The sequence below is a fragment of the Caulobacter sp. GW821-FHT10A10 genome (assembly GCF_059415745.1).
Map to the genome: position 1 here is coordinate 338,811 of NZ_JBWKNV010000004.1, position 17,358 is coordinate 356,168.

Annotated in this window: 14 protein-coding genes; 12 read left to right on the forward strand and 2 right to left on the reverse strand. The window is 68.9% G+C overall.

Features of this window, described 5'->3' with window-relative positions:
- Window positions 1–2: 2 nt before the first annotated feature.
- The 8 genes from AC07NS_RS13590 to AC07NS_RS13625 all read left to right on the forward strand — a co-directional run bounded on the left by AC07NS_RS13590 (window position 3) and on the right by AC07NS_RS13625 (window position 8,676).
- Window positions 3–845, forward strand: a complete 843-nt coding sequence (locus tag AC07NS_RS13590; protein ID WP_494603992.1) for a class II aldolase/adducin family protein — start codon at window positions 3–5, stop codon at window positions 843–845.
- The gene (locus AC07NS_RS13595; protein ID WP_494603994.1) at window positions 845–1,858 is read left to right on the forward strand and encodes an ABC transporter substrate-binding protein; all 1,014 of its coding nucleotides are present in this window, start codon (window positions 845–847) and stop codon (window positions 1,856–1,858) included. Before AC07NS_RS13590 ends, AC07NS_RS13595 begins: the two co-directional genes overlap by 1 nt.
- Before the next feature lie 133 nt (window positions 1,859–1,991).
- Window positions 1,992–4,178 (forward strand): TonB-dependent receptor, encoded by a 2,187-nt coding sequence (locus tag AC07NS_RS13600; protein ID WP_494603996.1) that lies wholly within the window; start codon window positions 1,992–1,994, stop codon window positions 4,176–4,178.
- A gap of 4 nt (window positions 4,179–4,182) precedes the next feature.
- On the forward strand, window positions 4,183–4,797 hold the full coding sequence (locus tag AC07NS_RS13605; RefSeq protein WP_494603998.1) for a cysteine dioxygenase family protein: 615 nt from the start codon (window positions 4,183–4,185) through the stop codon (window positions 4,795–4,797).
- Complete coding sequence (locus AC07NS_RS13610) at window positions 4,794–6,374, forward strand: rhodanese-like domain-containing protein (RefSeq protein ID WP_494604000.1); 1,581 nt, start codon at window positions 4,794–4,796, stop codon at window positions 6,372–6,374. The genes AC07NS_RS13605 and AC07NS_RS13610 overlap by 4 nt, the downstream gene beginning before the upstream one ends.
- A gap of 11 nt (window positions 6,375–6,385) precedes the next feature.
- Window positions 6,386–7,033: a glutathione S-transferase family protein gene (locus AC07NS_RS13615; protein WP_494604002.1), complete on the forward strand. Its 648-nt coding sequence runs from the start codon at window positions 6,386–6,388 to the stop codon at window positions 7,031–7,033.
- A gap of 33 nt (window positions 7,034–7,066) precedes the next feature.
- Entirely contained in the window at window positions 7,067–8,161 is a 1,095-nt protein-coding gene (locus AC07NS_RS13620) for an LLM class flavin-dependent oxidoreductase (RefSeq protein ID WP_494604004.1), read from the forward strand.
- Window positions 8,161–8,676 (forward strand): flavin reductase family protein, encoded by a 516-nt coding sequence (locus AC07NS_RS13625; protein ID WP_494604006.1) that lies wholly within the window; start codon window positions 8,161–8,163, stop codon window positions 8,674–8,676. The genes AC07NS_RS13620 and AC07NS_RS13625 overlap by 1 nt, the downstream gene beginning before the upstream one ends.
- Window positions 8,677–8,758: 82 nt before the next feature.
- On the opposite strand, the gene AC07NS_RS13630 is transcribed toward AC07NS_RS13625, so the two are convergent.
- The gene (locus AC07NS_RS13630; RefSeq protein ID WP_494604008.1) at window positions 8,759–10,075 is read right to left on the reverse strand and encodes an O-acetylhomoserine aminocarboxypropyltransferase/cysteine synthase family protein; all 1,317 of its coding nucleotides are present in this window, start codon (window positions 10,073–10,075) and stop codon (window positions 8,759–8,761) included.
- Window positions 10,076–10,562: 487 nt separating this feature from the next.
- Between AC07NS_RS13630 and AC07NS_RS13635 the strand changes: the two genes are divergently transcribed.
- From AC07NS_RS13635 to AC07NS_RS13650, 4 genes are all read left to right on the forward strand, one after another.
- Window positions 10,563–12,149: a flavin monoamine oxidase family protein gene (locus AC07NS_RS13635; protein WP_494604010.1), complete on the forward strand. Its 1,587-nt coding sequence runs from the start codon at window positions 10,563–10,565 to the stop codon at window positions 12,147–12,149.
- Window positions 12,146–12,622, forward strand: coding sequence for a RidA family protein (locus AC07NS_RS13640; protein ID WP_494604011.1), 477 nt, complete (start codon window positions 12,146–12,148; stop codon window positions 12,620–12,622). Before AC07NS_RS13635 ends, AC07NS_RS13640 begins: the two co-directional genes overlap by 4 nt.
- Before the next feature lie 100 nt (window positions 12,623–12,722).
- Window positions 12,723–15,164: a TonB-dependent receptor plug domain-containing protein gene (locus AC07NS_RS13645; protein ID WP_494604013.1), complete on the forward strand. Its 2,442-nt coding sequence runs from the start codon at window positions 12,723–12,725 to the stop codon at window positions 15,162–15,164.
- Window positions 15,165–15,300: 136 nt separating this feature from the next.
- A complete protein-coding gene (locus AC07NS_RS13650) occupies window positions 15,301–15,609 on the forward strand; it encodes a UBP-type zinc finger domain-containing protein (RefSeq protein ID WP_494604016.1) in 309 nt (102 codons plus the stop codon).
- A gap of 215 nt (window positions 15,610–15,824) precedes the next feature.
- Here the strand turns inward: AC07NS_RS13650 and AC07NS_RS13655 are convergent, their stop codons facing one another.
- Window positions 15,825–17,312 (reverse strand): serine hydrolase domain-containing protein, encoded by a 1,488-nt coding sequence (locus tag AC07NS_RS13655; protein WP_494604018.1) that lies wholly within the window; start codon window positions 17,310–17,312, stop codon window positions 15,825–15,827.
- Window positions 17,313–17,358 lie beyond the last annotated feature (46 nt).

Genomic DNA, 17,358 nt, shown 5'->3' on the forward strand with positions numbered 1-17,358 from the left:
CGATGACCGCGATCCCCGCCGCCCGCAGCTTCACCGCTTCCGGCCCGCACCCCGCCAAGATCGAGAGCGTGCTGCCGCCGTTCGGCTCGCGCGAGATCCCGCAGCAGCCGACGATCGAGCTGGAGCGGCTCTATCGCAAGCAGCGCCTGGCCGCCGGCTATCGGCTGTTCGGCCGCTACGGCTTCGACATGGGTGGCGCCGGCCACATCACCGCCCGCGACCCCGAGCTGACCGACCACTTCTGGGTCAATCCGCTGGGCGTACACTTCTCGCGCATCAAGGTTTCGGACCTGATGCTGGTCAGCCACGCCGGCGAGATCGTGCAGCCGCCGGCCAAGGCCCCGGCCCGCCTGAACCGCGCCGCCTTCGCCATCCACTCGCAGCTGCACGAAGCCCGGCCCGACGTGATCGCCGCGGCCCACTCGCACTCGCTGTACGGCAAGGCCTGGTCGGCGCTGGGACGGCTGCTGGACCCGCTGACCCAGGACTCCGCGGCCTTCTATGACGACCACGCCCTGTTCGAGGAGTTCTCGGGCGTGGTGCTGGACACCAGCGAAGGGCAGAAGATCGCCAAGGCGCTGGGTCCCAAGAAGGCGGTGATCCTGCAGAACCACGGCATCCTCACCGTCGGCCAGTCGGTGGAGGCCGCGGTCTGGCGCTACCTCGCGCTCGAAAACGCCTGCCAAGCGCAGTTGCTGGCCGAGGCCGCCGGCCCGACCAAGCCGATGTCGCCGGAGGTCGCCAAGCACACCGCCGGCCAGGTCGGCACCGAACTGGGCGGCCTGTGGTCGTTCCAGCCCTACTGGGACATCGTCACCGAAGAAGAGCCGGACCTGTTCGACTGATGACCGGCATCTCCCTGTCCCGCCGCGACCTGATGTCGGGCGGCCTTTCGATCGCGGGCCTGTCGCTGGCCGGCCTGACCACCGTGAACCTGGCGGCCTGCTCGCCCAAAGGCGGCGACAAGGCCGGTTCGCTGGCCGACCTGACGCTGCGGGTCGCCACCTATCGCGGCAATCCCGAGAGCTTCTTCGGCGAGGCCGGCATCGCCGACCCGCCGTACAAGCTGGCCCGCACCCAGTTCGCCGGCGGCAACCTGATCGCCGAGGCGATCAACGCCCGGGCCCTGGACTTCGGCGGCATGAGCGAGATCCCGCCGATCTTCGTCGCCGCCCAGCCGGGCAACCAGGTGCGCATCGTCGGCGTGCTGAAAGGCGACGTGAACAACCAGGTGCTGCTGGTTCCCAAGGGCTCGCCGGCCAAGGACTTCAGGGACCTGAAGGGCAAGCGCATCGGCTATGTGAAGGCCACGACCTCGCACTACATCCTGCTGCGCCTGCTGCAGGAGGCGGGGCTTGCCTGGGGCGACATCGAGCCCGTGGCGCTGAGCCCGCAGGACGGCCTGGCCGCCTTCCAGAGCGGGGCGCTGGACGCCTGGGTAATCTACGGCGTCATCGTCTACCAGGCGCGGGAGGCCGGGGCGCGGGTGCTGCGCACGGCGCTGGGGATCCTGTCGGGCAACTACCTGATCACGGCGGCCAAGGAGGCGCTGGACGATCCCATCCGGCTCCAGGCCGTGGGCGACTATGTCAGCCGCTACAAGAAGGTTTTCGACTGGATCAACGCCGACGGCGAACGCTGGGCGCGGGTGCGGGAACAGGCGACGGGGGTCAAGGCGGCCTACTACGCCCAGGAGTTCAAGGAGCGCTCCTCGCCCTACATCCTCGAACCGATCAGCGAGGCGGCCATCGCCTCCGAACAGGCCGTGGCCGACACCTTCGCCGCCGCCAAGATCATTCCTGGAGCCGTCGACGTGCGGCCGCTTTGGGATGACCGGCTCTCATCGTTCCTCAAATAATGTCGAGCTCCGCAAATATATCCGATGACTTCGGACGATATGAGCAGAGCTATTCGCTCGATCATTTTATATTCGTTGAGATGAGAGGCGGCACGACGGCAAATCCCCACCGAACAAGTCGGGGATAAATCTCGTGCAGACCTTCAAGCTTCAACTTCTCGCCTTCACATCGGGCCTCGCTGTCGCCAGCGGGGCCTTGGCCGCCGAACCGGCGCCGGCCGCCAATGCTTCGGCCGACGATGCCGCCTCGCCCGCCGTCGAGCAGGTGATCGTCACCGCAGAACGCCGCGCCACCGACCTGCAGAAGACCGCGATCGCCATCTCGGCCTTCGGCTCGCAGGTGCTGGCCGACCGCAAGGTGGACAGCATCCGCGACCTGTCGGGCCAGATCCCGAACTTCAGCATCAGCCGCGTCACCATCAGCCACACCACCCAGACCTATGCGCTGCGCGGCGTCGGCGAGGCCGATCCGATCCAGGAGCCGGTGCTGGCGGTCTATGTCGACGACGTCTACATCCCGCGCCAGATCGGCTCGATGGTCGAGTTCAACGACCTGGAGCGCATCGAGGTGCTGCGCGGCCCGCAGGGCACGCTGTACGGCCGCAACTCCAGCGCCGGCGCCCTGCGCATCATCACCCGCGATCCCGGCCAGGAATTCCGCGCCAAGGCCGAGGTCGGCCTGGGCAGCTACGGCGCCGTCGACGTGCGCGCCCTGGTCGAGGGGCCGATCGTCGACGACAAGCTGTCGGGCAGCTTCTCGTACATCCACCACAAGCGTGACGGGGTGACCTTCGACCCGACGCTGAACCACGACGTCAACCGCATCGACCTGGACGCCTACCGCGCCAAGCTGCGCTGGACGCCGACCGAGAAGCTGGACGTGCTGTTCACGCTGAACGCCCTGCGCGACCGCAGCGACAGCCGCAGCTACGTGCCGGTCACCCAGCCGAACGGCGCGTTCAACAACCGCTATTCCTACTCGGAGGTCGAGCCCAAGCAGGACCTCGACCAGATCAGCGGCTCGATCCGCGTCCAGTACGCCCTGACCGACCATCTGAAGCTGAAGTCGATCACGGCCTACGGCGGCTTCAACCTGAACCCTGTCTATTACGACAACGACGGCCAGGCGGCGCTGATCCAGAAGAACCTGATCCACTACAACGACCAGTACGCCACCCAGGAAATCCAGCTGAACGGCGACTTCGGCAAGCTGACCTTCACCAGCGGCCTCTTCTACCTGCATGAGCGGTTCTTCGTGCAGCGCGACGGCTACAGCCGCCGGAGCGCGACGGTCACCGATCCGGTGACGACGCCCAGCAACTACGGCTTCGCCCGCGCCCACAACATCACCAACACCGACGCCTACGCCCTGTTCGGCGAGGCGACCTATGCGGTGACCGACCGCCTCAGCGTCACCGGCGGCCTGCGCTGGACCAACGAGGAGAAGGAATTCACCTTCGACAACAAGGTGCTGAACCTGGCGGGCGAGGTCACCGGCCAGTCGATCGCCGGCGCCGCCGACAAGACCTTCTCGGCGATCACGCCGAAGCTTTCGGTGCAGTACCAGTGGACGCCGGCCGTCCTGCAGTACGCGACCTATTCCAAGGGCTTCAAGTCGGGCGGCTTCGACAACCGGGCCACGCGCCTGGACCTGGCCACCCGCCCGTTCGCGCCGGAAGACGTCAACACCTACGAGACCGGCCTGAAGACCGAACTGTTCGACCGCCGGGCGCGGGTGAACCTGGCGGCCTTCTACAACGACTACGAAAACCTGCAGGTCAGCTACAGCGACCCGGCCTATCCGGGCAACTCGATCCGCGGCAACGCCGGCGAGGCGCACACCTACGGCGTCGAACTGGAGACCGACGTGCGGGCCACCGAGCGCCTGAGCCTGCAAGGCTCGGTCGGCTGGCTGTACGCCGTCTACGACACCTACAAGAACGCCGGCGGCGTGGGCGTGAACGCCGACGGCCACCGCCTGCTGAACTCGCCGCGCTGGAGCGTTTCGGGCGGGGTGACGTGGGACGTCCCGGTCGAAGTGCCCGGCTCGATCCGCGCCAACCTGAACGCCCAGTGGCAGACCAAGACCTACTTCAGCGCCCTGCAACGGCCGCAGGACGAGGCGCCCGCCCAGGGCTTCCTCAACGGCACGATCACCTGGACCGCGCCCGACCCGCAGTGGGCCGTGCAGCTGTCGGGCCGCAACCTGCTCGACAGCGACAAGCCGGTGACCTCGACCTACACCCCGGCCACCGGGGTCTATTACAAGAACTATCCCGATCCGCGGACCTGGCTGGTCACGCTGAAGTACGCGCTGTGATCCGATGACCGGCGCGCCCAACCTCACCCGCCTGGCCAGCTTCGTCGGAGACCTCGGCGCCCTGCTCGACCGCACGGGCGACGAGGCGGAGATCCTGCGAGAGGGGGGCGGCCTGCTGGCCGCCCTGATCGCCACCGACGACTGGCTGCCGGACGCCTACGCCGTGCCGAACCCGGCCCGCTACCAGCAGTACCTGCTGCATTGCGACAGCCGCGAGCGGTTCAGCGTGGTCAGCTTCGTCTGGGGGCCGGGCCAGGCGACGCCGGTCCACGACCACACGGTCTGGGGCCTGGTGGGCGTGCTGCGCGGGGCCGAGCTGTCGCAGGGCTACCGCCGAGACGGCGCCGCCCTGGTTCCGCACGGGCCGGTCCATCGGCTGGAGCGGGGCGAGGTCGAGGCGGTCTCGCCGACGGTCGGCGACGTGCACCGGGTCACCAACGCCTTCGACGACAGGCCCTCGATCAGCATCCACGTCTACGGGGCCAATATCGGGGCGGTGCGCCGCTCGACCTACGACGCCGACGGACGGAGCAAGCCCTTCGTCTCCGGCTACTCCAACGACACCCTCCCCAACCTGTGGGACCGCTCCAAGCCGGTCCCCGCCGAGGCCGCGCCATGACCCTGCCCGTCGTCACGCCCCGCGAAGTCCGCCAGGACCTGATCGCCCGCCGCGAGATCGCCCTGCTCGACCTGCGCGAGGAAGACCCCTTCGCCAAGGCCCACCCGTTGTTCGCCTCGCAGCTGCCGCTCAGCCGGCTGGAGGTCGAGATCCTCGATCGCGTGCCCCGCAAGGAGACGCGGATCGTGCTGTACGACAATGGCGAGGGGCTGGTTTCGCCGGCCGGCAAGCGGCTGGCGGCGCTTGGCTACACCAATGTCCAGGCGCTGAAGGGCGGGCTGCGGGGCTGGACCGAGGCCGACTATGAGCTGTTCCAGGACGTCAATTCCTACAGCAAGGCGTTCGGCGAACTGGTCGAGGCGCGGCGGCACACGCCGTCCCTGCCCGCCCAGGAAGTGCAGGCCCGCATCGACGCCAAGGCCGACCAGGTGATCCTCGACGCCCGCCGGTTCGAGGAATACGCGGTGATGAGCATCCCGGGCGGGGTGAGCACGCCGGGGGCCGAACTGGTGCTGCGGGCCAAGGAACTGGCGCCGGATCCCGCCACCACGATCATCGTCAACTGCGCGGGCCGCACCCGCAGCCTGATCGGCGCCCAGTCGCTGGTCAACGCCGGCGTGCCCAACCCCGTCTTCGCCCTGCGCAACGGCACGATCGGCTGGACCCTGGCCCAGCAGAACCTGGAGCACGGCCAGAGCCGCAAGTTCCCCGACGTCTCGACCCAGACCCTGGAAGAGGCCCGCGCCAAGGCGCGCGACGTGGCCTATCGCGCCGGCGTTCGCCGGATCGACGCCGAGGGCCTAGCTGACCTCGCCACCGACCGCAAGCGCACCCTCTACCGCTTCGACGTGCGCACGCCCGACGAATACGCCAAGGGCCACCTGCCCGGCTTCCGCAGCGCGCCCGGCGGCCAGCTGGTGCAGGAAACCGACGTCTTCGCCCCCGTGCGCGGCGGCCGCATCGTGCTGGCCGACGACCTCGGCCCCCGCGCCGACATGACCGCGTCGTGGCTGGCCCAGCTGGGCTGGGAGACCTACGTGCTGGAGGACGGTTTCGAGGGCGAACTGGCCACCGGCGCCTGGAAGCCGTCGGAGCCCCCGCACCTGCCGGTGGTCGAAACCATCCTGCCGCGCGCCCTGTCCGAAGCTCTCGCGGACGACAGCGTCGTGGTGCTCGACCTCGCCCCCAGCCCCGCCCACCGCAAGGGCCATGTGCCCGGCGCCTGGTTCGCCATCCGCGCCCAGCTGGCCGAGGCCCTGGAGCGGATCCCGGAAGGCAAGCCGATCGTCCTGACCTCGCCCGACGGGGTGCTGGCGCGCCTGGCCGCACCGGAGCTGGAGGACATCGCCGACCAGCCGGTGCGGGTGCTCGACGGCGGCACCGCCGCCTGGGTCGCCGCCGGCCGCGCGCTGGAGACGGGCCTGGCCCGCGCCGCCAGCCACCCGACCGACGTCTACAAACGCCCCTACGAGGGCACCGACAACGCCGCCGAGGCCATGCAGGCCTATCTCGACTGGGAGTTCGGCCTGGTCGACCAGCTGGCCCGCGACGGGTCGCACGGCTTCTTCGTGATCTGAGGTCCAGCCCCATGCCCCTGACCCTCTACATCGCTCCCGGCAGCTCCTCCCTGGCCCCGCTCGTGGCCCTGGAGGAGATTGGCGTCGCCTACGACGTCCAGCGCCTGGATCTCGCCGCCGGCGACCAGCGCAAGCCCGACTATCTGAAGGTCAATCCCAAGGGCCGGGTGCCGACCCTGGCGGTGGACGGCGAGCCGGTCACCGAGGTGCTGGCCATCCTGACCTATCTGGCCCACCGCTACCCGCACAGCGAACTGCTGCCGCTGCTGGAGCCGCTGAAGCTGGCCCACGCCTACGAGGTGATGAGCTGGTTCGCCAGCACGGTGCACGTGGCCTTCGCCCAGATCGCCCGCCCCGAGCGCTACGCCGACGACGAGGCGGTGAAGGCCGCCCTGGCCACGCCCGGCGAGGCCCGCTTCGCCCGCACCCTGGCCGACATCGAGCGCTTGGCGCAAGGCCCGGGTCCGTGGCTGCTGGGCGAGCACTTCAGCGCCGTCGACGCCTACGCCCTGGTGATCTGGCGCTGGGGCGAGCGCCGGCAGATCGACCTTTCCGCCTATCCCGCCTGGAGCGCCAAGGCCGCCCGCGCCTTCGCCCGCCCGTCCGTCGTCCGCGCCCTGCGCAAAGAGACGGCCCAGGCCACCACCCACGCCCTCTGACTCCCCTTTCTCGCACCCTCAGGAGCATCCCCCATGAGCGTCGAATTCATCGGTATCATCCACACCCAGAACGTCTCCGAGATCCACCCGCCGGCCGGCCCGGTGATCGACGTCGACTATGTCGAGAAAATCGCCCGGGCCCATGACGAAGGCGGCTTCGACCGCGCCCTCGTCGCCTTCCACTCGACCGGCCCGGAAAGCCAGCTGGTGGTGGCCCACGCGGCTTCCGTGACCAAGAACCTGAAGTTCATGATCGCCCATCGCCCGGGCTTCACCCAGCCGACCCTGGCGGCGCGGCAGTTGGCGACGCTGGACCACTTCACCGGCGGCCGGGTGGCGGTGCACATCATCACCGGCGGCTCGGACGAGGAACTGGCCAAGGACGGCGACCACCTGACCAAGGACGAGCGCTACGCCCGCACCAGCGAGTATCTCGACATCGTCCGCGCCGAGTGGACCAGCGAAAAGCCGTTCGACTACAAGGGCGAGTACTATCAGGTCGACCAGGGCTTCGGGGCGGTGAAGCCGCTGCGCACGCCCCAGATCCCGGTCTATTTCGGCGGCTCGTCGGACGCCGCGATCCCGGTGGCCGGCAAGCACGCCGACATCTTCGCGCTTTGGGGTGAAACCCAGGCCCAGGTCGCCGAAACCATCGCCCGCGTGCGCCACGCCGCCGCAAAGCACGGCCGCCAGGTGAAGTTCTCGCTGTCGCTGCGCCCGATCATCGCCGACACCGAGGAAGCCGCCTGGGCCCGCGCCGACGAGATCGTCGCCAAGGCCAAGGCCCTGCGCGAAGCCGCCGGCCTGCCGACCAGCGGCCACCGTCCGCCCAACGCCGGCTCGCAGCGCCTGCTCGACGCGGCCGCCCAAGGCTCGCGACTCGACAAGCGGCTGTGGACGGGCGTCGCCGCCGTCACCGGCGCGGCCGGCAACTCCACGGGCCTGGTGGGCACGCCGCAGCAGGTGGCCGAGGCCCTGCTCGACTATTACGACCTGGGCGTCACCACCTTCCTGATCCGCGGCTTCGATCCGGTGGAAGACGCCATCGCCTACGGTCGCGACCTGCTGCCGCTGGTGCGCAAGCTGGTGGCCGAGCGTGAAGCCAATCCGGCGGCGGCGGCCAGCTGATGGCCCGCTACGACGCCGCGGCGGCGGGGGAAGCCCCGGTCGTCACCTTCACCGACGTGCTCTCGCACCTCGCGAGCGGCGTCGCCATCGTCTCCTGCTGGGACGGACAGGCGCCGCGTGGCCTGCTGGTCAGCTCGATCACCGGGCTGTCGGTGGAGCCGCCGCGTTTCCTGTTCTGCGTGCGCAAGGAGGCCGGGTGTCACGACGCCCTCCTCCGCCGCCCGGCCCTTTCCGTGTCGCTGCTGGCGGCGGACGACCGCGAGGAGGCCCTGCGCTTCGCCAGTGGCTCGCGGGCGGCTGAGCGGTTCGCGCCCGAGCGCTGGCGGCTGCATCCCGGCGCGCCGCCGGCCTTCCGGGGCGGGATCGCGCGGGCCGAGTGCTTCGTCGACGCGGTGATCGACACCGGCAGCCACTCGGTCTTCATCGTCGAGGCAGAGAGGTTCGCCTTCTCGCCCGCCGCGCCCCTGGTGGCGTGGAACCGGGGGCTGACGTCGGTGGAGGCGCAGGTCGGTTAGAAGCCGCACCCAACCCACTGTTCCGAATACGAAAAGCCCCGCCAGGCGACCTGCCTGGCGGGGCTTCTTCATGTGTGGTGGATCACTCCGCCGCGGCGGGCAGTTCCCGGGCCGACGCCAGGGCCTGGTCGAGGTCGGCCAGGACGTCGTCGATGTGCTCCAGCCCCACCGACAGCCGCACATAGCCGTCGGAGACGCCGGTGGCGGCTTGGTCCTCGGCGCTGAGCTGGGAGTGGGTGGTCGAGGCCGGGTGGATGGCCAGGCTGCGCGCATCGCCGATATTGGCCACGTGATAGAACAGCTTCAGACCGTCGATGAACCGCCGTCCGGCCTCGCGCCCGCCGGCCAGCTCGAAGCCGACCAGTCCTCCGTAGCCGCCCGACAGGTAGCGGTCGGCGCGCTGACGGCGCAGGCCGTCCTGGGCCGAGGGGTGGATCACCCGGATGACGTCGGGATGGTTGGCCAGATGGTCGGCCACGGCCTGGGCGTTCCGCGAATGGCGCTCGATGCGCAGCGGCAGGGTCTCCAGACCTTGCAAAATCTGGAAGGCGTTGAACGGCGACAGGGCCGAACCGAGGTCGCGCAGCAGCACGGTGCGGGCCCGCAGGATGTAGGCGATGGGGCCCAGCGGCTTGGCCGCCTCGCTCCAGACCGCGCCGTGATAGCTGGGATCGGGGGTGTTGAGCGCCGGCTGGCGCTCGGGATGGGCCTCCCAGTCGAAATTGCCGCCATCGATGATCACGCCGCCGATCGAGGTTCCGTGGCCGCCGATATATTTGGTGGTCGAATAGACGACGATGGCCGCGCCGTGCTCCAGCGGCCGGGCCAGCAGGGGCGCCGCGGTGTTGTCGACGATCAGCGGCACGCCCAGCTTGCGGCCGATGGCGGCCACCTCGGCGATCGGGAAGACGGTCAGCTTCGGATTGGGCAGGGTCTCGGCGTAGTAGGCGCGCGTGCGCTCGTCGGTGGCGCGGGCGAAGGCCTCGGGATCCTCCGGATCGACGAAGCGGACCTCGATCCCCTGGTCGCGCAGGGTGTTGGCGAACAGGTTCCAGGTGCCGCCATAGAGGTCGGTGGAGCTGACGATGTTGTCGCCGGCCCGGGCCAGGTTCTGGATGGCGAAGGCCGAGGCCGCCTGGCCCGACGACACCGCAAGAGCCGCCGCCCCGCCCTCCAGCGCGGCCAGGCGCTGCTCGAGGATGTCGATCGTCGGGTTGCCGATGCGCGTGTAGATGTTGCCCAGCTGGCGCAGGGCGAAGAGGTCGGCCGCATGGTCGGCGCTCTGGAACTGGTAGGACGTGGTCTGGTAGATCGGCGGGGCCACCGCGCCGGTGGTCGGATCGGCCCGCCAGCCCGCGTGCAGGGCCAGGGTTTCGGGGTGCGGCTTGCGGTCGGACATCGGCTTCTCCTGAAGCTTTTTCACGTCGATGGCGAAAATCCTAAGCCCGCCGCTGCGCCGTCCGCACGGCCGATAATCTCGCCGCGCGGGCAGAAAAACTCTCACCGAAGGTTGCGGGCGCGGCAAACACGCGCCGAAGCTCAAGCCAGGCTCAATACGCTGAATGAGCCCCGCGAAACTGCATCGATCGCAATAGATCGAACGCAATTACTCATAAGCCAAAACACGGCAAAATTTCAATCAGCGCCAGAAGCGATAGTTCATAAAAATCAATCTTCAACGTAACTTGCTGCGACGGATACCGAGAGCAGCGAAAAGCCATCGTAGTTTTTCTGAATACCGTCAGCGGTATCCGGCGCCCAGCAATGACCTTGGAGGCGACGCATGCCGACGCCTCCTTCTTTGGCGACTTCCCCGCGTTCACTCATGGCCGCCGCTTCGGCGGCGGCCGCTTTTAGGGGAGGTTCATTCGGGGGCGTATCCGGTCTTGGTCAGTCGTCGTTCGTTCATCACCCGCGCGTTCTCCCTGGGCGGTTTCGCCGCCGGCTATGCGGCCCTGCAGGGCCTGGGCCTGACCTCGGTCGCCTTCGCGCAGGAGGCGCCGGACCTGCCCCGCGACTTCGGCAAGGGCCGCTCGGTCGTCGTGCTGGGCGCCGGGGTCGCCGGCCTGGTCGCGGCCTATGAACTGGAGCGGGCCGGCTTCTTCGTCACCGTCGTCGAGGCCCGCGAGCGGGTCGGCGGCCGCAACTGGACGATCCGCGGCGGCGACCGCGTCGAGACCATCGACCGACCCGACCAGACCGCCGGCTTCTCGCAAGGCCTCTATTTCAACGCCGGCCCCGCCCGCCTGCCCAGCCATCACCAGGGCGTGCTGTCCTACGCCAAGGCCCTGGGCGTGCCGCTGGAGGTGGAGGTCAATTCCAGCCGCAGCAGCCTGCTGCAATCGGACGGCGCGTTCGGCGGCAAGCCGGTGCAGCAGCGCCAGGCGATCAACGACCTGCGCGGCGGCCTCTCGGAACTGCTGGCCAAGGCGACGCGCGGCGGCGGCCTCGACGCCGAGCTGACGGGCGCCGACAAGGAACGGCTGCTGGCCTTCCTGAAGACCTATGGCGACCTCGACGCCGGCGGCGCCTACAAGGGCTCGGAACGCTCGGGTTATGTGACGACACCCGGCGCGGCCGACCAGCGGGGCGTGGCCCGCCCGCCCCTGCCCTTGCGCGACCTGCTGGCCGACGACGCCCTGCCCTACGCCCTGTTCGAGGACAACATCCTGATGCAGGCGACCATGCTGGAGCCCACGGGCGGCATGGACGCCATTCCCAAGGCTTTGCACAAGGCGCTGAAGGGCCCGGTGCTGCTGGGCGCGGAGGTCACAGCCTTCCGCCAGACGCCGAAGACCGCCGAGGTGGCGATCCGCGACCGCAAGAGCGGCGCGGCCCGCAAGCTGACCGCCGACTATCTGGTCGTCACCGTGCCGCTGCCGATCCTGGCCAAGATCGCCACCGATCTTCCGGCCGAGGTCACCGCCGCCATCGCCGGCGCCAAGTACGACAACGCCACCAAGGTGGCCTTCGACGCCCCGCGTTTCTGGGAGGCCGAGCAGATCTATGGCGGGCTGTCGTTCGTCGGCGGCGAGACGACCTTGGTCTGGTATCCCAGCGCCGGCTTCCACCAGCCCCGCGGCCTGCTGGTCGGGGCCTACACGGTCGGCGCGCCGGCCCGCGCCTTCCAGGCCCGCAGCTTCGACGAGCAGGTAGCCCTGACCCGGGCGGCCATCGACAAGCTGCATCCCGGCAAGGGTCGCGAGCCGACCGCGCCGCTGGTCATCGACTGGAACCGCCAGGCCTTCAACCTCGGCCCGTGGATCCACTGGGAGGGCGACGGCAACGACCCGGCCGCCTACCGCCTGCTCAACCAGCCGCAGGGCCGGATCTTCCTGTCCGGCGCCCATCTTTCGCAGTTGCCCAGCTGGCAGGAGGGCGGCGTCGCCGCCGCTCGCCGCACGGTCGGCCTGATCGCCCAGCGCGTCCGCGCCGACGGGCCCGCCCTTTCCCGAACGGAGACCCATCCATGATCCGCAAGCTCGCCTTCGCCCTAGTTCTGACCGCCGCCTTCGCGGCGGGCGCCGCCGGGGCCGCCGAGATCCGCCGCGCGCCGTCGTCCGGCGCGATCGCCATCACCCCGTCGGTGGCCGTGCCGGCTGGAACCGAACTCGTCTTCCTGAGCGGCGCCCTGCCGACCATCGCCGACAAGGCCAAGCCCGGCGACACCGAGGCCCAGACCCGCTCGGTGCTCTCGAAGCTGGAAGCGGCGCTGAAGGCCGAGGGTCTGGGGCACGGCGACGTGGTGAAGGCCACCGTCTTCCTGGTCGGCGACCCGGCCAAGGGCGGCGAGATCGACTTCGCCGGCCTCAACAAGGCCTGGAGCGAGGTCTTCGGAACCACCGCCCAACCCAACAAGCCCGCGCGCAGCACGGTGAAGGTCGCCGGCCTGGTTCTGCCGGGCGCGCTGGTCGAGATCGAATTCGTCGCCGCCAAGGTCCGCTGACCAAACCAGCGACGCAACAGTACCCGCCGCGCGACGGGGGCCGCTTTCCCGGCCGATCGCGCGACCTTCCCAACAATCTGAACTTTCATCGGGGGATAAGATGAAAAACCAAATTCTGGGCGCGTCGGCGCTCGCCCTTTCGCTTGCCGTCTGGGGGACGGCTTTCGCCGATCCCGTCGCGCCGGAACCCGCGCCCGACGCCGCTTCGGTCGAGGGCGTGATCGTCACCGGCACGCGGCAGACCGGCGTCCGCGCCGTCGACAGCCCCGCGCCCGTGCAGGTGATCGCCGAGGACGCCCTGGCCCGCACCGGCCAGCCCGACCTGCGCCTGGCGCTGAGCAACCTGGTGCCGTCGTTCACCGCCCAGGCCTTCGGCGGCGACGCGGCCAACCTGACCCTGTCGGCGCGCCTGCGGGGGCTGAGCGCCAACCACACCCTGGTGCTGATCAACGGCAAGCGCCGCCACGGCACCGCCAACCTCGCCGTGCTGTCGGGCGCCTATCAGGGCTCGGCCGGCGCGGACCTCAACTTCATCCCGACCGCCTCGATCGCGCGGATCGAAGTGCTGACCGACGGCGCGGCCGCCCAGTACGGGACCGACGCCATCGCCGGGGTGATCAACATCATCCTCAAGGACGCCGACCACGGCGGTTCGGCGTCGGCCACCGGCGGCGCCTACTACAAGAACGACGGCGAGACCTACAGCCTGTCGGCCAACGCCGGCTTTGCTCCCGCGCCGGGCGCCTATGTGAACGTGACGCTGGAGAACCGCTTCCACGACTTCAGCTTCAGCGGCAATCCTGACGCCCGCGTGACCTCGACCTCGGCGGTGACCGCCAATCCGACCTGGCCTTCGGCCCTGTCCGACTATCCCTATGTGAACCAGATCGCCGGCGACGCCCGCTACCAGCTGAACGTCGGCACGGCCTCGGCCGGCTGGAAGGCCAGCGAGGCGGTCGAGGTCTATGCCTTCGGCACCTACGGCGTGAAGAAGGCCACGGCCTACGAGAACTACCGCCTGCCCAACCGCCTGCCGGCCGTCTACCCCAAGGGCTTCAGCCCGCGGCTGGAGACGCTGGAAAAGGACGCCGCCCTGACCGGCGGGATCAAGGGCGAGGTCTTCGGCGGCTGGCGCTATGACCTGTCCAGCACCTACGGCCGCGACGATCACGAGGTGCGGGTGCGCAACTCGGCCAATATCCAGCTCTATACCGACACCGGCGCGACCCCGACCGACTTCCACGCCGGCGACTTCATCTTCAGCCAGTGGACCAACAACCTCGACTTCAGCCGCGAGTTCGAGGTCGGCTGGGCCTCGCCGCTGACGCTGGCCCTGGGGCTGGAGCAGCGCAACGAGACCTACGAGATCAAGGCCGGCGACTACGCCTCACGCTACAAGTCCGGCTCGCAGTCCTATCCGGGCTTCGCCCTGACTGACGCCGGCGAGCACGATCGCGACAGCTGGGCGGCCTATGCCGACGTCGCCGTCTCGCCGGTCGAGAACCTGAAGCTCGACTTCGCCGCGCGCCACGAAAAGTTCAGCGACTTCGGCTCGGCCGACATCGCCAAGCTGACCGGCCGCTACGACTTCACCCCGGCCTTCGCGGTTCGCGGCACGGTCAGCACGGGCTTCCGGGCGCCGACCCTGGCCGAGCTCTACTATTCGGCCACCAACGTCTCGCCGACCACCGCCTTCGTGCAGCTGGCGCCGGGCTCGGCGGGGGCCAAGCTGCTGGGCGTCGATGGCCTGGATCCCGAGAAGTCGACCAACCTCAGCGTCGGCATCGTGGCCGAGCCCCTGCCCCGCGTGTCGCTGACCATCGACGCCTACCAGATTAAGATCGAGGACCGCATCGTCGGCAGCGGCTCGCTCTACGGCAAGATCAGTGGGACGGTGGTCAATGCGGCCATCACCAACGCCATCGCCGCCAACGGCAACGTGCTGGATCCGTCGGTCGGCACCACCGGCATCAACCTGTTCTCCAACGGCCTGGACACCCGCACTCGCGGGGTCGAGGCCCTGGCCACGACCTGGACCGACCTGGGCGCGTTCGGAAAGATCGACTGGACCCTGGGCGTCAACGTCAACCAGACCAAGGTCACCCGCATCGCCGCGCCGCCCTCGGGCCTGGGCGGTTCGGTGCTCTACGACAAGGCCGCCATCGCGTTCCTCGAGCACGCCTCGCCGCGCTACAAGGCCAATCTGTCGGCGGTCTATACCAACGACCGCTGGACGGTGAACCTGGTCAACACGGTCTACGGCAAGGCCTGGGCCTACACCAACGTCAACGGGACCTACTTCAAGGACGAGATCAAGTCGCACCTGATCACCGACCTGGAGCTGTCCTATCGCGTCACCGACGGGCTGAAGGTGGCGCTGGGGGCCAACAACCTGTTCGACGTCTATCCCGAAGAGCTGAACGCCGCCGGCACGGCCGCCTCGGTCGCGGCCGGCAATCCGGGGGTAGCGAAGTATCCCAGCTTCTCACCGTTCGGGATCAACGGCGGCTACTACTACGCCCGCGTCACCTACGACTTCTGACGCCGGCCCCGCCCTGGACGCCGCTCAGCGTCCAGGGCGGGGATCCCCTGGAGCAAGCCGGGGCGAGATCGCGCAAGCACGGCGGCGGACTTGGGTGCATGGTGGGCTCGACGCCCGCACCAGGAAGGCCGGTCCGATGAGCTGCTCGCACCTTTCGACCATCGTCGTCGTCACGCCCAGCGCCGACGGCTGCGAGGACTGCCTGAAGACCGGCGGCTGGTGGGTGCATCTGCGCCTGTGCCGGGCCTGCGGCCATGTTGGCTGCTGCGACCAGTCGCCCGGCAAGCACGCCACCGGCCACTTCAAGGCGACCGGTCACCCGATCATCGAAGGCTACGACCCGCCCGAGGGCTGGGGCTGGTGCTATGTCGACGAGGTTTCGTTCGATCTGAGCGAGTACAAGACGCCGCATCCCCGCCCGATCAAGCGGTGGGTGGAGGGGTAGCGGTTTCAAAAGCTGCTCCAACCTAAACTCCCGTCATTCCCGCCCTGGAACCGTGGACCTCCACCGCTACCGACACAGCCCCCGAGAGCGGACACGGTCAGCGTCCGCTAAGGGTGGCAAGCGGACCTAATCCTTTAAGTGCGCCAAGCAACGCGTTCAGCCGGGCCCCTTGGGCAGAGTCGGATCGACGGCCGGGCGGCCCGCCCCTATTTCTCTTAGGCAAGAGCGGCCGCCCGAGCCGACAAGAGAACCTCTTCCACCACCCGCGCGGTCTCGGGCGTCGCATCGTTGGCGCAGGTCGCGCAGACGAAGCCGGCTCTCGGGTCGACCAGGACCTCGGCCCGCCACAGCGTGTTCGAGCCCGTATGAAAAAGCCGACCGTCCTCGCTGGTGAACCACCCCAAGGCGTCGTTGGCGCCGAACGGAGGTGTGTGGAGCTTGTCCCAGGTGGCGGCCTTTAGGAACGTCGTCGGGCGATCTCGGTGCGCGCTCAGATAAACCAGCATATCCGCCATAGGCATATGCACGCGGCCGACCGGGCCCATGGCGGCGACATTGTCGGCGTCGAGACCTCCCGGTGGATGGGGCGAGCGCTTGCCGTCGGTCACCAGATGGCCGATGGGCTGGACGATCCGCCCGCGCACGCCCGGCGCGCCCTGTCCCGCACGTTTAATGCCGAGGGGATGGAAGACCTCCCTCTGAATCAGGGTCTCCCAGGACTTTCCTGTGACCTTCTCCAGCATCGCGCCAGCGACGACGAAGCTTGTATTGCTGTAAAAGTGCTGGGCGCCCAACGGCCCCACCGGCTTTTGAGCAAGGGCGAAGCGGGCATACTGCAACCGCTCGGCGCGGGCGTCGGCCAGGTCCTGACTGAAGACCACCCCGCCAGTGTCGCCGATGTCGCGCTGCAACCCCGCGCGGTGACTGAGCAGATGCACCAAGGTCGCGTCGCTGTAGGCCTGAGGAACCGAATAACCCTCCGTGGTGAGTATCTGACCGACCGTCATGTCCCACGATAGTACGCCGGCATCCACCAGGCGGGCGCAGAGCGTCGCGGTCATCGACTTGCCAATCGAACCCCAGTGCCACTGGTCCTGAGTCCGAATGGGAATCTGTGCTTCACTGGAGCGAGAGCCAGCCACCAAAATCGCAGACCTGGCCCCGCGCGCCCAGGCCGCGCCGATGCCGGGCGCCCCCGCGAGCCCCCGCTGCGCTTCAAGAAGATCCTTGGTCAGCAGCGGCCACTTCCGCTCCGAAATGCTGTCGGCGACCTGGCCTCTGGTAAAGCGCAGTTCGACCGGCGCGCCTTGATTGAGCACCGCTTCCATATGGCGATCGTCTTTCAGCACGCCTTCGATGGTCAGCGTGAGACGCGCTATGCCGATCCTGATCTTCTCGCCCTCGACGGTGACCTGTCCGCCGGGAAAACTCGCGTCTCCCTGGTTGAAGCTGCTGATCTGAAAGACCGCACCTTTTGCGTCGATAAGCAGCCGCATGGTCTGCGGCACCTTCCCTGGATCGACGACCGCCGTCCACGTTCCATAAAAGCGGGAGTCGGCGGCAAATGCTTGGCCGGCGGCGGCCAGCCCCATAGCGCCTGCCAGACCTTGCAGGTGCGCGCGCCTCGTACTGTCCACAAAACCCCCCGTTTCGTCGCTGTCCCGAACGGCTTGGCCGTTCCACCACAGGTAGGCGTCAGTCAAGCTGAACCTTAATTGAACGCGCCGCCTTGCGCCTTGCCCGGGAAGC

Bases quoted from the DNA above. Each gene is read 5' to 3' on its own strand.
- AC07NS_RS13590 (WP_494603992.1), top strand. From the start codon at position 3: ATGACCGCGATCCCCGCCGCCCGCAGCTTCACCGCTTCCGGCCCGCAC.
- AC07NS_RS13595 (WP_494603994.1), top strand. From the start codon at position 845: ATGACCGGCATCTCCCTGTCCCGCCGCGACCTGATGTCGGGCGGCCTT.
- AC07NS_RS13605 (WP_494603998.1), top strand. From the start codon at position 4,183: ATGACCGGCGCGCCCAACCTCACCCGCCTGGCCAGCTTCGTCGGAGAC.
- AC07NS_RS13610 (WP_494604000.1), top strand. From the start codon at position 4,794: ATGACCCTGCCCGTCGTCACGCCCCGCGAAGTCCGCCAGGACCTGATC.
- AC07NS_RS13615 (WP_494604002.1), top strand. From the start codon at position 6,386: ATGCCCCTGACCCTCTACATCGCTCCCGGCAGCTCCTCCCTGGCCCCG.
- AC07NS_RS13620 (WP_494604004.1), top strand. From the start codon at position 7,067: ATGAGCGTCGAATTCATCGGTATCATCCACACCCAGAACGTCTCCGAG.
- AC07NS_RS13625 (WP_494604006.1), top strand. From the start codon at position 8,161: ATGGCCCGCTACGACGCCGCGGCGGCGGGGGAAGCCCCGGTCGTCACC.
- AC07NS_RS13630 (WP_494604008.1), bottom strand. From the start codon at position 10,075: ATGTCCGACCGCAAGCCGCACCCCGAAACCCTGGCCCTGCACGCGGGC.
- AC07NS_RS13640 (WP_494604011.1), top strand. From the start codon at position 12,146: ATGATCCGCAAGCTCGCCTTCGCCCTAGTTCTGACCGCCGCCTTCGCG.
- AC07NS_RS13645 (WP_494604013.1), top strand. From the start codon at position 12,723: ATGAAAAACCAAATTCTGGGCGCGTCGGCGCTCGCCCTTTCGCTTGCC.
- AC07NS_RS13650 (WP_494604016.1), top strand. From the start codon at position 15,301: ATGAGCTGCTCGCACCTTTCGACCATCGTCGTCGTCACGCCCAGCGCC.